At 42.2% G+C, this 13,718-nt stretch carries 12 protein-coding genes; 4 read left to right on the top strand and 8 right to left on the bottom strand.

Going from position 1 to position 13,718, the window contains the following annotated elements:
- Positions 1 to 35: 35 nt before the first annotated feature.
- Together IQ264_RS19190 and IQ264_RS19185 are read right to left on the bottom strand one after the other, a co-directional pair.
- Entirely contained in the window at positions 36 to 701 is a 666-nt protein-coding gene (locus IQ264_RS19190; RefSeq protein WP_193982411.1) for a glutathione S-transferase family protein, read from the bottom strand.
- 205 nt (positions 702 to 906) lie between these two features.
- On the bottom strand, positions 907 to 1,113 hold the full coding sequence (locus IQ264_RS19185; protein ID WP_193982410.1) for a hypothetical protein: 207 nt from the start codon (positions 1,111 to 1,113) through the stop codon (positions 907 to 909).
- Positions 1,114 to 1,389: 276 nt separating this feature from the next.
- On the opposite strand from IQ264_RS19185, the gene IQ264_RS19180 reads away from it, so the two are divergent.
- Together IQ264_RS19180 and IQ264_RS19175 are read left to right on the top strand one after the other, a co-directional pair.
- Positions 1,390 to 1,848, top strand: coding sequence for a hypothetical protein (locus IQ264_RS19180; protein WP_193982409.1), 459 nt, complete (start codon positions 1,390 to 1,392; stop codon positions 1,846 to 1,848).
- A gap of 129 nt (positions 1,849 to 1,977) precedes the next feature.
- On the top strand, positions 1,978 to 3,822 hold the full coding sequence (locus IQ264_RS19175) for a peptidoglycan D,D-transpeptidase FtsI family protein (RefSeq protein ID WP_228061650.1): 1,845 nt from the start codon (positions 1,978 to 1,980) through the stop codon (positions 3,820 to 3,822).
- A gap of 97 nt (positions 3,823 to 3,919) precedes the next feature.
- On the opposite strand, the gene IQ264_RS19170 is transcribed toward IQ264_RS19175, so the two are convergent.
- The 4 genes from IQ264_RS19170 to IQ264_RS19155 all read right to left on the bottom strand — a co-directional run bounded on the left by IQ264_RS19170 (position 3,920) and on the right by IQ264_RS19155 (position 7,825).
- The gene (locus IQ264_RS19170; RefSeq protein WP_193982408.1) at positions 3,920 to 6,013 is read right to left on the bottom strand and encodes a thioredoxin domain-containing protein; all 2,094 of its coding nucleotides are present in this window, start codon (positions 6,011 to 6,013) and stop codon (positions 3,920 to 3,922) included.
- Positions 6,014 to 6,081: 68 nt separating this feature from the next.
- On the bottom strand, positions 6,082 to 6,303 hold the full coding sequence (locus tag IQ264_RS19165) for a hypothetical protein (protein WP_193982407.1): 222 nt from the start codon (positions 6,301 to 6,303) through the stop codon (positions 6,082 to 6,084).
- An 86-nt stretch (positions 6,304 to 6,389) separates the two neighbouring features.
- On the bottom strand, positions 6,390 to 7,370 hold the full coding sequence (gene cbiB / locus IQ264_RS19160; RefSeq protein WP_193982406.1) for an adenosylcobinamide-phosphate synthase CbiB: 981 nt from the start codon (positions 7,368 to 7,370) through the stop codon (positions 6,390 to 6,392).
- A gap of 11 nt (positions 7,371 to 7,381) precedes the next feature.
- Positions 7,382 to 7,825 carry an RrF2 family transcriptional regulator gene (locus IQ264_RS19155; protein WP_193982405.1) on the bottom strand — a complete coding sequence of 148 codons (444 nt, stop codon included), beginning with the start codon at positions 7,823 to 7,825 and terminating at the stop codon, positions 7,382 to 7,384.
- Positions 7,826 to 8,153: 328 nt separating this feature from the next.
- Between IQ264_RS19155 and IQ264_RS19150 the strand changes: the two genes are divergently transcribed.
- Positions 8,154 to 8,552, top strand: coding sequence for an AbrB family transcriptional regulator (locus IQ264_RS19150; RefSeq protein WP_193982404.1), 399 nt, complete (start codon positions 8,154 to 8,156; stop codon positions 8,550 to 8,552).
- 466 nt (positions 8,553 to 9,018) lie between these two features.
- On the opposite strand, the gene IQ264_RS19145 is transcribed toward IQ264_RS19150, so the two are convergent.
- Positions 9,019 to 10,944, bottom strand: coding sequence for a chloride channel protein (locus IQ264_RS19145; RefSeq protein ID WP_193982403.1), 1,926 nt, complete (start codon positions 10,942 to 10,944; stop codon positions 9,019 to 9,021).
- A 353-nt stretch (positions 10,945 to 11,297) separates the two neighbouring features.
- Between IQ264_RS19145 and IQ264_RS19140 the strand changes: the two genes are divergently transcribed.
- The gene (locus tag IQ264_RS19140) at positions 11,298 to 11,681 is read left to right on the top strand and encodes a hypothetical protein (RefSeq protein ID WP_193982402.1); all 384 of its coding nucleotides are present in this window, start codon (positions 11,298 to 11,300) and stop codon (positions 11,679 to 11,681) included.
- 153 nt (positions 11,682 to 11,834) lie between these two features.
- Here IQ264_RS19140 and IQ264_RS19135 read toward each other — a convergent pair whose 3' ends face one another.
- Entirely contained in the window at positions 11,835 to 13,496 is a 1,662-nt protein-coding gene (locus IQ264_RS19135) for an ArnT family glycosyltransferase (protein ID WP_193982401.1), read from the bottom strand.
- Positions 13,497 to 13,718 lie beyond the last annotated feature (222 nt).

Genomic DNA, 13,718 nt, shown 5'->3' with positions numbered 1-13,718 from the left:
TCCCCCTATCTCCCCATCTCCTCTCCCCCTGGAGCCTAAATCAACCCTGGTGGCAATGGCTCTCGACAAATTTCGTGAATTTCTTTTATCCTCTCAAATAACCAAGGATACTCCTGTCGATATTCAGGAATTAAAGCTAAAGGACTTAGCAAGGCAGCAGCAGCTATATCCGCCACACTTACACTTTCTCCTACTAAAAAGGGATGCTCTTGCCAAGGTTTTAATACCGCTAATGCCAACTCAATCCTTTCTTTCGCCAGCTTTACCGTAGCTGCATTTATCTGATACTGACGACGCACCACTTGAATTAAAATTTGGCTAGACCAAGAAGGGTCAATTTGCTTGCCAACGCCTGCCCGAAAATCATAATAAACAAATCTAGTGGCAGTTCCAATACTTTCATCTAACCAATCTTCTAACATCCAAGCTACTGTTTGCTGCTCTGGTTTCGGTAATAAACTTGGTGCAGATTGGTAGGATTCCAAAAACTTGAATATTTCGGTAGAATCTGCGATCGCATCTGGTAAACCCGACTGTTGTGGCAATAGCACTGGTACTGTGGTTAAACCTGTCATTGGTTTTAACCTTAACCTATGCAGTCCCGGCGTTAAATTCTCAACTTCGTAGCTAATTCCTTTATATCCCAATGCTAAACGAGCCTTGCGACAGTAATGGGAAGTACTAAATTGTAATAAAAGCATTCAAAAAAACAGCTACTATCACTAAAACCAAAATAGGTCAAGGGTAAAGGTTTTTCAGCCCTTTCCCTTGTACCTGTTGCCAAAAAACTCAATGAAAAAGGCAGTACTCCTTCTCATGAGATAATTTTTCGCTTAATGCAGCGAAGAATTATTGCCAAAAATATAAATGCTTAGCCAGATTAGTTAGTGAGGAGCTAACAATTGCCTATGGAGTTTTAGGAGGAGTTGCTGGAGGTTTTGCTGGAGTTGCTGGAGTTGCTGGAGTTGCTGGAGTTGCTGGAGTTGCTGGAGCAGCTGGAGTGGTTGGACTTGCTGTTGGTGATGCTGGAGTTTCTGTTCCTTGATCACCACAGGCTGCCAAGGTAAAAGCTAAGCCTAGTCCGAAAACCACAGTCAAAAATTTTTTATTCATACACTCCTCTTGAGTTAATTAATGCAGATTAGATTACCTGCTAAATCATGATAATAACATCGACAGTCTAGCAGTCAAGCTGATTCTGTAACGGGAGATTCTTGCTGTAAACTTTCTCTGCTACGGTAGCGTAAAAAGTGCAATCCGCTTTTTTCGCTTAACTTAGGCAGTTTCATATTATAACACAGTAAAGCCAGTCAGTCTGAAAAATTGAGACCTATGAAGTTAATCTAGCTATGATTGATTCTAGACAAATCATTTGGAGAACTAGAGTATATGTCATTTGCCCCTAAATCTAAAATTGATCCAGGAACTAAAATTTCAGCTAAAAGGCTGGCAAAAGCGAAAATTAGTCCTTTGTCACCATCAGCATCAACTTGGCTGCAATGGTTAATCATATCCCAGCGATACACATCAGCGATCGCTTTTATTTTAATTGGTGGTACACTCTCATCCTATGCTGCTATAGTCTACTCACAACAACAGTGGAATCACGAATACCAAAAACTCCAATCCCTACAAAGAACAGAACGCGAAGTAACTACAGCCGGGGAACTAAGAAAAAATCAACTAGCAGAAACAGCTACAGCTGAAAATCAAGGATTAAAACCCCCAACCCCTGAAAATAACTTATTCTTAGAAGCAGCACCCGAAAGACCAGCCACTAAAAATCCCCGTACCTCCGTAAAATCAGCACCTACTTCCACAAATCATCCGACTCCACTAGGGTATTAATATCGAATACCTAAATATTTGCTACAGATAACGCAGTATGGAAGTGGGGAGGTGGGGGGACATAAGTGTAGCATAATTTTTTCTATTCAATATAAGCAACCTCAAATTTACAATAATCTAAAATCTAAAATGGCTAAATCAAATCCTTCCTCCTTTTCAGATATGAAGCAACTAGGGGCTAATTATTTGCCAAATGTAATTAGAAACCCAAAGGAAATTCGCCTAGTATTGGTTTGGATAATTTTGCTCTTGGGGGGTTTAGGATTGTGCTGGAATTTATTTCGGTTGCAAGTTACTCGCAGGCCATTTTTAGAACGTTACGCCAAACAGCAGCAAGAAATCACGCTTCGTCCCTTTGTACCAAGACGTACCATAGTCGATCGCAACAATAACGTATTAGCAGTCGATCGTCCAGTCTATACCCTCTACGCCCACCCCAAAATTTTCCGCAGACAAACAAAAGAGCAAATTGCCAACCAACTCGCCCCCCTAATTGGAATATCAGCAACTGAACTCCTGAGCAAATTTAACAGTGCTGAAAGTGGCATTCGAGTTAAAGACAAAATTGTACAAGAAATAGCTGATAAAATCACCGCCATCAGGCAAGACGGCTTGGAACTAATTCAAAGCTACTCTCGCCTTTATCCGGCAAAAGAAACCGCAGCTGATATCGTCGGGTATGTCGATGACAATCATAAAGGACAAGCCGGATTAGAATACAGCCGAGAAACCCTACTAGAACGTACTTTAAAAGTACTTAGGTTAAATCGGGCTGGCAATGGTGCCGTCATGCCAGATTATGCCCCGGAAGGCTTATTCAACGCTGATGATAATCGTTTAAGACTGACAATAGATGTGCGACTGCAACGTGCCGCCCGTGCTGCTTTGAAAACAAAAATGGCCGAATTCAAAGCCAAACGAGGTACTGTAATTGTCATGGATGTGCGAGATGGTTCCTTGCTAGCGTTAGTTGCCGAACCCACCTACAATCCCAACGAATTCTTTAACTATGATAAATCTCTGTACAAAAACTGGGCAGTAACAGACCTCTATGAACCAGGTTCCACCTTCAAACCTATCAATGTCGCCATTGCCCTAGAAAATAAGTCCATTCAACCGGACAGCGTTTTCCGAGATGGAGGCGCGATTAAAGTTAGTAATAAAGTGATTAGAAATGCTCATGGCGGAGGATATGGCACAATCAACATCACAAAAATTCTTCAAGTTTCCAGTAACGTGGGCATGGTACAAGTTATGCAGACCCTCAAGCCCACTGTCTACTATAACTGGTTAAAACGTCTAGGAGTAGGAGCAGCAGTAGAAAGTGACCTTCCCTTTAGAACCAATAGCAAACTCAAGCCAGAGCGCATTTTTACTAGCTTACCGATTGAACCTGCTACTGCTGCTTTTGGTCAAGGTTTCTCTATCACTCCTTTACACTTAGTCCGAATGACGGCTACCCTAGCTAATGGCGGCAAATTAGTCACTCCTCATGTAATTCAAGGTTTATATAACTCCAAAGACCAACTTACCTGGGAACCTACATTACCTCCTTCTCGGAGTGTATTCTCCCCAAACACTGCCAAAACAGTTGTAGAAATGATGGAAAGCGTAGTCAAAAAGGGAACTGGTAAAGCTGCCCAAATTCCCGGTTATAGAATTGGTGGTAAAACAGGTACAGCCCAAAAAGCTAGCCCCAAAGGTGGTTACAGTGATGCAAAAGTTACTAGTTTTGTGGCTATTTTGCCTTTAGAATCTCCCCGTTACGTAGTTGCGGCAGTAGTAGATGAACCAAAAGGTGGTTCTGGGGCAGCTACAGCAGCACCAGTAGTGAAATCAGTCATGCAATCTCTAATTACGATCGAAAAAATTCCCCCCACTAATCCGAAGGTTTTGGAAGCATCTCAGTCAGAGGGTAGTGGAGCAGGGGAGCAGAGGAGCAGGGGAGCAGGGGCGCAGGAGGCTATTGATTAAACTGGATTGTCGTGTTGTGGTTATGAGTGTCTCATTCACCAAGGACATAGGTTGTTAATTATGTTGACCTTACTATGTCCCATTTTCTCCCCTGCTCCTATCCTCTACTTAAACTTTCTTGTATTTTTTGCCATAAGTGTTCGTGGTTTTTTGAGGGTTCTGTACAACTGAGTCCTTGACAGACTAAGCCTACGGTTCCAGTTGGTAGTTTGTCTGTTAAAACTGTGACGGCGGTGGGGAGATATTGGCGTTTGAGGAATTTTAGTTCTTCGCTATTAGTGCGAATTAAGGTGTTGTTACGATACCAATCTAAAGCAGTAAATAAGCTGGGGCAAGCTGAGGGAGATTTGGTCATGATTTCGCTAAAAGCGTGGAGGGCTTGCTCGGCGCGTTCGCGTAGCGTGCCGTTAGGCGTATCGAGATATGTTAAATCTTCTGTTAGCAGGGCTAATCTGACTAAGTTGGCGATCGCAATTCCATTGGCAGAAGGAGTAGCATTATCAATATAACTCCTCTCTCGTACCAGCAAATTATCGCTAGCATCACTGGCAGTATTGAAATATCCACCTAATTCCACACTCCACAAAAACTCATCGAATTCTGTTTGCACTTGTTGAGCTTTTTCTAACCAAAACTGCGCGTTTTCTTGCTCAATTCCTAATGTAGCTTGGTGCAAATCTAACAGTGCTTTAATAAAGCAGGCATAATCTTCAGACTGCGCGGAAACTGCCACTTTACCTTCATAGTTGACTCGATGAAAACGGTTTTTTATCCACTGATTTTCTAAAATAAACTTAGCTGCTTGCACTGCTGGTGCTAAATAAGACGCTTCTTCAAACACAGTAGCAGCCCTAGCTAAACCAGAAATCATTAAACTATTCCAAGCCACAATCATTTTCGTATCTGTGACTGGAGGAATTCTTCCTGGCCAATTTTTCGTTTTCGCTTCTTGATTATTTCGGGCGGGCGGAAAGGTTTTTACTTTGTCAGGTGTAGCGCCATAACGAACAGCAAATAATTTGGCAAAAGCCGATTCTAAATTATTAGTTAAAGGGCTAGGATCGCGCTTTTGTAAAACGTTAGTTCCCTCGAAATTTCCTTCTTCTGTAACGGTGAAATATTTTTGAATTTCAGTTAATTCTTCGGGAGATAACAACTTCTGTAATTCTTCGTAACTCCAGACATAAAAGTTACCTTCTTCTGGTTCCAAATCTTCAGGGTCGGCAAAATTATCAGCATCTTGGGCGGCATAGAAATAACCTTCTGGGGCAGTCATTTCCCTAGTTAGCCATTGTACTGTGAGTGAAATAGCCCTTTCAAAAACAACCTCTTTCACTCCCAAAGCATACAAATTCGCCAAATACTCCACAATTTGACCATTATCGTAAAGCATCTTCTCAAAATGCGGCACTGTCCAAGTCCCGTCAACAGTGTAACGATGAAAACCACCAGCTACATGATCGAAAATGCCTCCCAATGCTAAGTCTAAACCCCGTTTAGTACAAAGCTGTTTTACCGGATATTTAGCAGCTAAATTAAACCTGGTACTCCGCAATGCCACTTCTGCGTAGGGAATCATCGGGAAATTTGGCCCTGAACCACTATGACTCAAAACACCCGTGTTTGTTTCTAAACCTTTACCTAGTAACGCTGTACCGATTTCTGTATCAGCAGAAGATACCATACTGGCTGATTGCTGCAAATAACCGAGGATTTCTGAGGTGACAGAATCAACTTTGGCTTTTTCTGTGTCATAATGACGGCGAATCGCTTGGAGGACTTGCAAAAATCCCGGTCTACCGTAGCGAGGTTCTACTGGGAAGTAAGTGCCACCATAAAAAGGTGCCAAAGTATGGGGGTCTAAAAATACATTTAACGGCCAACCGCCTTGCCCTGTCATCATTTGTAGACCTTGCATATAGATGCTATCTATATCCGGTCGTTCTTCGCGATCGACTTTTATGGCGATAAAATTGTCATCCATGTACTCGGCAATCGTCAGGTCAGAAAATGCTTCGCCTTCCATGACGGTACACCAGTGGCAGCTAGAGTAACCAATAGAGAGGAAAATAGGTTTATTTTCCTGACGGGCGAGTTGCAAAGCTTCGTCACACCAAGACCACCAGTTAATCGGATTTTCGGCGTGTTTGCGAAGGTAGAGACTGGGAGATTGGGCAAGGCGATTGGTCATGACTGCTTGCTTCCTGCGATGTTTAGCTTCTTTAGAAGTTTAGCGTGCAGGTTAGAAAGCTAGCAGAATTATTCAATCCCATTATCAAATTGTTTGGTATAGCGATCGTTTAGCGCACCATGAGATTTATCGGTTAAGCGATCTAACCAGCGATAGATAAAACTTATTGAAGTTTTGCTCACCTGGGATACTCTTGCCGGAGTAATGCTAGAGAAATTGGGCGAACTAGTCGAGGCTAGCACTTTAATTAATATTGTGACAATTACGGCTTGCAATAATCTTTTCGGCATCACTCACTCCTCTTTGGCTGTGGGAAACACCTGAAAACGGGTATTTCCAGTGGAGATTTTACTCAGTTGATAAAAGATCAGACAAGTCACAACTTGTATTGTTCCCAAAACCGACTCAAAATAACTAAGGCGATCGCCAACCAAATCAAGAAGCAATATCTCGTAAGCAGTGTTGCTTGATTAATTTTCTGGGCAGTAATCGGGTAAATTGGATCTCCTAATAAAGGTTTCTGTTTCGCAACCCCACGATACCAATTAGTACCTCCTAACTGTACACCGAGCACAGCCGCATAAGCACATTCACTCCAGCCAGAATTAGGACTAGAATCTTTTACGGCATCTCTACGACAGACTTGCCAAACATACAGAGGTTTCCCAGATAAAATTGCTAGGGTAATCACTAATAATCGGCAAGGTAGCCAAGTCAGAATATCTTCTTGTTTGGCACTAAACCATCCTATATATATATAAGGATATTCTCGATAACCTACCATCGAATCGAGAGTACTGGCAGCTTTATAAGCAAGTGCTAAAGGAACACTTCCCACTCCTGGTAAAAAAGCACCTAAAATAGCATAAAACAGCGGTGCCATCACTCCATCAGTAGCATTTTCGGTGACTGTTTCTAAAACCGCCCGCAAAATTTCTGTTTCTGTTAATTGCTCGGTGTCACGTCCAACATATCGACTTAAAATAGAGCGAGTAACGGTGATGTCTTTTTTGTTAAGTGATTGTAATACTTCTGCTGCTGCTGCTCTTAAGCTATGTCCGGCAAAACAACTTGCTAGTAAAATAATAGCTATTATATTTCCTAATAAAGGATGTAAGCTTTGAGCAGCTTGGATGACTAACCAACTGCCGATCCCGCTGATAGTTACTAGTCCGATCGCTAATACCATACCAGCGATCCTTTGTGCTAGCGGATAATGGAAATATTTCGCAGTATATGTTTGAAAATTGTGAATTATCCAACCCATGAGTCGCACTGGATGAGGCCATCCCCAAGGATCTCCTATTAGATAGTCTAAGGTGGCTGCGATCGCTAGAATTACTTGATTATTGCTCAACTGACTAATGACTAAACAACAAAACTTGTTTCTTCCCCTAATGCTGCTTGCCAACTTCGGGCATCATAGTATAAGTCTTCTAAGGTAATACTGTACAGTGCTTCTTTTAATTTTTGATGCAAGCGTCGCCAGATAGTAAACGTTACCCAATCTTCGGCTATTTTCGCATCGGGAGTATGACGGGGTAGCGGTTCAATTGTTTCGCCAACTGCCTCTAAAATTTGTCCTAATGAAATTTTATCCGGGGAATTAGCTAATTTATATCCGCCTTGAGATCCGCGAACTGATTCTACTATCCCTGCCCGCCGCATTTCTATAAGTAATTTTTCTAAATATGCGGCTGGGATTTCTTGACGTTTGGCGATCGCTTTCACAGAAGTCGGGCCGTATCCCGGCTTTTGACTTAAATCTAACAGCGCCTTTACACTGTAATGTCCTTTAGTAGTCAGCTTCATCTTTACTTTACAATATGAAAAATTTACAGCTTTCTTTATTGGCTAATTTCCTTTAACAACCACCCTCCACAAGATAGATGTAGGTAGTTCGATCGATCGTCAGTCATTATCTATCTAGTTTCTCTCACCCTGCCCTACCAAGTCAGCTGATTAATAAGAGAGCAAAATATCATCAATATTTACCTTTACTATCTTGAACAAATTACAGCTAACGATATAAGATAGATTTGTGAGTTGATAAAAAGCTATAGCTTCATAAGCAAGAGCAAAACACAACTCATGTAGGATACTATAAACTACTTGAAGTAATTCTTTTTGAGTCAAGTTAATGAATAAAGGCAAAAAGATCGAACCCTTAGTTGGCGAAGCTCTGTTAAAGAAAGTCAAAGAGCTAGACAACTTAAGCAAAGAAGAAAAGGCGAAAGCCTGTGGCTACTACACTGTTACCAAAAATGGTGTAGAGCGTGTAAACATGATGAAATTCTTGAATGCACTAATTGATGCCGAAGGCGTTCAGTTAGATGGCAAACAAGGTGGAAATGGTCGTGGCGGACGCAGTGCTAGCTATCGAATCAGCGTACAATCGAACGGTAACTTATTAATTGGTTCAGCTTACACATCACAGATGGGCTTACAGTCAGGAGATGAGTTTGAAATTTCTTTAGGACGTAAGCACATTCGGTTACGCCAAATTGATAGTGAAGGTAATCCTGCTGAAGAGGAATAATTTACCCAAGTGGCTAGATTGTGAAAGTAAGACCCAAACGCCACAACCTCACAAAGATATTGGCTTAAGAGAGCTTAAATATTCCTCAGTTAAATAACCGAGAACAAATTAAACTGCATCCTTAAAATGAGGCTAGTACAGCGCAGTAGAAATGATTGAGCAGTTGAAAACGGGTAAAAAGTTAGAACATAATAACCTGACTTCCCTTCTGCCTTCTGCCTTCTGCCTTCTGCCTTCTTATGTTATGAGAGTAATTGCTCAAATGCGATCGACATTCTGCAAATTTCAGCAAATTCTCGTAAAAATAAATTGTGAAGCAAAGCATTAACCAAGAAAAACTTTACTCAATGCAGCTGCTTCTCAAGAAAAAAGACCGGGAACTCGCTTATAGCTGCCAGCCTGAGCAAGAATTCCCGATCGACAAAGGATACCTTCTTTGATTGTAATGATGCAGCGTTTAAAGTGTTCAAACGCTTTGTTTAGCTTTGGATACAGGCAACTCTTGAGCCAACATGGGCAGGTAACGATTAATTGCTTGATGAGTAACTGCCACAGTACAAGCCAAATTAATGCCTTCCTGTTCCAATAAACCTAAAACTTGCTGAGGATTATCTTGCGCCACTACTGGTAGCTGATGCAAACCCCGCGCCGCCATGCGCGATAGAGCATCAGCTAAAGATTCATCTTCGTAAGCGTAAAGTATCTCTCTGGTGCAAATATCAGCCAATTTTTGGTCAAGGATATTATAACCAGAGAGACTTGTTTCTGCGCGTGCGATCGCTCGATTAATATCTTGCAAAGTAACCAAACCAATTAACTGCTCTTGGTCATCAACCACCAAAGCAGTATGACACTGATGATTCGTTAAAGAAAAACCAGCCTCTAAAACTGATAAAGAATCAGAAAGTAACAACTTAGGTGGCTGCATAGCCGCCGAAACAGGCATTTGTTTTAAGACCTCAACATTCTGGTCTTTACTCAAATTTACACCCATTTGCTGAAGATTCAAAGCTTGAGTCGCACTTGGTTTGAGCAACTCCACCAACCACACACTTAAACCCACAGCAGCCATCAAAGGCAAAACAATCCGATAATCTCGCGTTAACTCAAACAGTAACAGAATCGCCGTCAGCGGCGCACGTACACTACCAGCCAAAACCGCCGCCATCCCCACCATTGCATAGGCAGGTGGCCCAGCCATACTAGCACTCATTCCCGGCAACACAATAGCCAGAGTTTGACCATAAGCAGCACCTAAAGAAGCACCCAAAAACATCGCAGGCGCAAACACACCACCAACCAAACCACTTCCCACACTCACAGCAGTCATTACCAGTTTCACCACCAGTAACACCACCAACAAATGAAGGGGAAACTCCACATCTTGCAGCATCGCCTCCACAGTTTCATAGCCAATGCCCAAAATTTGCGGCCATTTTAAAGCAATTAACCCAACACATAACCCACCAATTACCGGATGAACAAAACGAGGAATTTTACCCAACCAAGCAAAGCCTTTAATTTGTCCCTTAAAGCAACGTCCAGCAGTTTGAATTGCTTGGGTGTAAGTCAGGGATACTAAACTAGCCAGTAAACCCAAACCCATGTATAAAGGCAACTCTAAAGGGCTGCGAACCTCATAAACAGGCAAACTAAAAGCAGGTTGTGCCCCCAAGCCAATTTGGGCAATTAACGCCGAAACCACAGCCGCTAACAGCACCACACTAACCGCCGAAGTCGCAAAAGTAGTTCCTATGACTACTTCCAAAGCAAAAAACACCCCAGCAATGGGCGCATTAAACCCAGCCGCTAAACCTGCCGCCGCCCCTGCGCCCAAAAGTAACCGATGTCGTTCTTGAGAAACTTGCAGGACTTGACCGAGTAACATTCCGAAATTCGCGCCAATTTCTACACTTGGCCCTTCTGGGCCTAAAGAAGCCCCAGTTCCCAAAGACACGGAAGCTGCGACCATTTTAGTCACTGGTCTGAGTTGGCGAGACATATCATTTAAGGAACCCTGAGTAGCCGCAATCATCGAAGAAATGCTGGGGCCCAAATCTTGCCAGCGCCAACGCATTAAACCGACGATTAGACCGCCAAGGGTAGGAACACAAGCTAAAGTCCAAGCGCCCCAATGAGAGATTAGCCCCATGAAATGCTCTAGGGCAAGACTGTGGATAAGTTCAATCAAATAGTGAAATGTGACAATTCCCATGCCAGTTCCACCACCGATGAGTACTGCTAAAAGCATGACTACCGTCTCCGGTGATGGCTGAAGACGATTGAGAAGTCTGGTGAATAGGGGAGAGGAGTTAGACAGATGACCAGAATTTCCCGTATCTGGCAAAGGTGGTTGATTTAACCGTAAATCAACGGGAGGAATGGGAGTCATTATATAAAACGTGAGTATATTAAGTAATTAGAGAAAGCTTAAATTTTGTCACAGGCTTCTCATATAAATTTTAACGATAAGGAAGGCTAAAAGTATGCTGTTTTGCTAGTCAATTTGGGTAGACTAGTGATGGGGAACTATATACAAAGTTATCTTTGAATAAATTTATCTTTAACTTGCCTTCTTTGCTGGAAATGTGAAATGTTTAGTAAGGATGGGTCTTGCTCAAAGTCATCTTATGATAGCACTAGCTCATCCCAGTGACCAATCTAGGCTGGGCGCTATGCGTGACAGCAGGGTTATTAAATTTGCACTGAAAAAAGGCACAACCTGTGGAAAAGTAGGAAATTCTGATGAATGCTCACACTTTTGATGGCAATTCTGTTACTTGCCCCATTTGTTATCGTTCTCAGGGAAGGAAGCTGAGTAACGTAGGTGGTGGTGGACTCTATATGTGTCCCTATTGTCATGAACGCTTTGTGGTTAGTCAAAGCGGTCATTATGTCAGAGACCCTCTTTCAATTCCCAAACATCGAACTGATGGGCAAAGGTTACGTCGCCAAAGTCGTCCTTTAGCTAGAATAGGTCGCGATTTTCGCATTGCCAAACCAATTTCTTTAATTGCTATCATTTGCAGTGCTATTTTTTTAGGTTATGGTATGGCAACTTTAGATGAAAAATCTGCGGAAAAAAATCCTATTCAGCAACTTATAGATTGGGTGGCAAAACCTAACTAATTGATTTTAATTGATAGTCCTTCCAGGGGGGACAAGGGGACAAGGGGATAAGGGGACAAGAAGACAAGGGGACAAGGAAATTCTTTAACTCAAAACTTAAAACTCAACTCAAAACTCAAAACTTACCAGTCCCCAGTTCCCAAAAATAGTTATTTAGTAATATTTGTCTTTGGTAATTAAGACCCAGCTAGCTTCTGGTTCTGGAGTAGTTGTTTTCACTTGACCGATGATTTTTACGGGTTCTAGGTTAAGTTTTTTGGGAAAATATGACCTGAGTAAGAAGTAGGGTGAGGGCTGTTCTTGCCAAATTTTTTTCAGGTTGTCATCAGTGGCAGGAATGACTTGGTGTTCGCTATAGAAATTTAAGGAAGGGCGAAAAGCTGGGTGAGATGTGTAAATTTTTTGAGCGGGGGGTAGCTGACTTTCTTGAATCATTTGGGCAACTGGTTTTACTGGGTATTGTTCAGCTAGTTCCCATACCCAATTATTGGAATTCATTAAGAGAAATAGGGAGAGATAACTGCCCCAAAACAAAATGATGATGAATTGCAGGTCGCGTTTTAACATTAATACAATGGCGATCGTCATTGTTAATGCTATTGCAGTCAAGGTTAGGACTAAATCTGTTTCTAGTTGGGCTGTGAATCTGGCAAAATAAATACACCCTGCCCAGGAACCAATAACTAAGATGGTTAAAAGAGTAAACCAAGACCGGGGAAAGGGTTTGGTGCTAGGCCAATTCCAAAGTTCTGCTAATTGTGCGCCGATTAATAGTGCGAATGCTGGGTAAATTGGCAGGACATACCAAGGCAGTTTGGTAGTCATAATGGAGATGACAAGTAAGTAAATACCACCCCAAGTGAGGATTAATTTCGCCCAACTAAGGTTGCGATTTTCCCAAGCTAAAATTAAGCTTTGGGGGAGAAATACTAACCAAGGCCAATTGTATTTGAGGATTTCTAGGATGTAGTACCAAGGTGGGCCTGCATGATTGTCAACTCGATCCCATATACGTTTGAGGGATTGGTTAAAAATGCCTTGGTTAATAAAGATTTCTACATAAGCTGGATCGTGATGTAGTAGTTGGGCTGCATACCAAAAGGCGGCGGGTAAACTACCGATGATGATGCCACTCCAGAAGTAAATTGATGTTAGTAATCGGGGGGTGTCCCAGGCTATAAATGCTAGTGCGATCGATCCTAATAATAAACTTAAAAAACCTTTAGTTAAAGCAATCAATCCTAATCCAATCCCCACCCCTAAGCAATAACGTAAGTCTCGACGACAGCGCAATAAACACCAAATTGTGAAGAGAAAAAAGCACAATATCGCCCCATCTAACATCGCTAAACGTCCATGTCGCACCACTGGTAATAAAGTGAGGTAAACTAAGGCGCTAAAAATTGCCCATAGCCTTCTTATGAAGATTTCTCGCCCAACGCCGTAGAGTAGTGGTACAGAAAAGGCTGTTAATATTGCCCCTGGTAAGCGAGTTGTCCACTCATTAATAATTCCGCTGATTGAATAGGTGCTGGCGATGAGAATATGAATCAAGGGCGGCTTGTTGATGTAAGCTTCTCCGGCTAAGGTGGGGTAAAGCCAGCGTAACGATCCTGGGGGTGCATTATGTATTTCACGGGCAACTTGGGCGACTATTCCTTCGTCCCAGTCTCGCAAAGGCAGACCACCTAGATTGGTTAGATAAAGAGTTAATGCTGCTATTAGCAAGCCGATGACCCATAAGCGGTCTAGCAAGACTTCGGTGCGATGTGTATGGCTTTTTAGCTGATGCAGCTGAAACAGTTTCCGGTACATGGTGGTCTAACTCACGAAAAAAAATCTAGAAATATTTATCCTGGGATGGATGACGATAATAAAATTTACCTTAAGAGTGTAAAGATTATTGTAATGCTAGCTGTCAAATCGACTCCAGTTGAATGGCACTAGCCTAGTCAAGCAGGAAGGTAAATTCCCATAGTCTGGGATGAAAACTAAGCTTTACCCATGTTTAGGGTACAATGCAATTGGAAAATCTAC

Source organism: [Phormidium] sp. LEGE 05292 (assembly GCF_015207735.1).
GTDB lineage: Bacteria > Cyanobacteriota > Cyanobacteriia > Cyanobacteriales > Aerosakkonemataceae > Floridanema.
This window is presented reverse-complemented; position numbering and strand designations above follow the sequence as displayed.

Bases quoted from the DNA above. Each gene is read 5' to 3' on its own strand.
- IQ264_RS19190 (WP_193982411.1), bottom strand. From the start codon at position 701: ATGCTTTTATTACAATTTAGTACTTCCCATTACTGTCGCAAGGCTCGT.
- IQ264_RS19185 (WP_193982410.1), bottom strand. From the start codon at position 1,113: ATGAATAAAAAATTTTTGACTGTGGTTTTCGGACTAGGCTTAGCTTTT.
- IQ264_RS19180 (WP_193982409.1), top strand. From the start codon at position 1,390: ATGTCATTTGCCCCTAAATCTAAAATTGATCCAGGAACTAAAATTTCA.
- IQ264_RS19175 (WP_228061650.1), top strand. From the start codon at position 1,978: ATGGCTAAATCAAATCCTTCCTCCTTTTCAGATATGAAGCAACTAGGG.
- IQ264_RS19170 (WP_193982408.1), bottom strand. From the start codon at position 6,013: ATGACCAATCGCCTTGCCCAATCTCCCAGTCTCTACCTTCGCAAACAC.
- IQ264_RS19165 (WP_193982407.1), bottom strand. From the start codon at position 6,303: ATGCCGAAAAGATTATTGCAAGCCGTAATTGTCACAATATTAATTAAA.
- IQ264_RS19155 (WP_193982405.1), bottom strand. From the start codon at position 7,825: ATGAAGCTGACTACTAAAGGACATTACAGTGTAAAGGCGCTGTTAGAT.
- IQ264_RS19150 (WP_193982404.1), top strand. From the start codon at position 8,154: ATGAATAAAGGCAAAAAGATCGAACCCTTAGTTGGCGAAGCTCTGTTA.
- IQ264_RS19145 (WP_193982403.1), bottom strand. From the start codon at position 10,944: ATGACTCCCATTCCTCCCGTTGATTTACGGTTAAATCAACCACCTTTG.
- IQ264_RS19140 (WP_193982402.1), top strand. From the start codon at position 11,298: ATGAATGCTCACACTTTTGATGGCAATTCTGTTACTTGCCCCATTTGT.
- IQ264_RS19135 (WP_193982401.1), bottom strand. From the start codon at position 13,496: ATGTACCGGAAACTGTTTCAGCTGCATCAGCTAAAAAGCCATACACAT.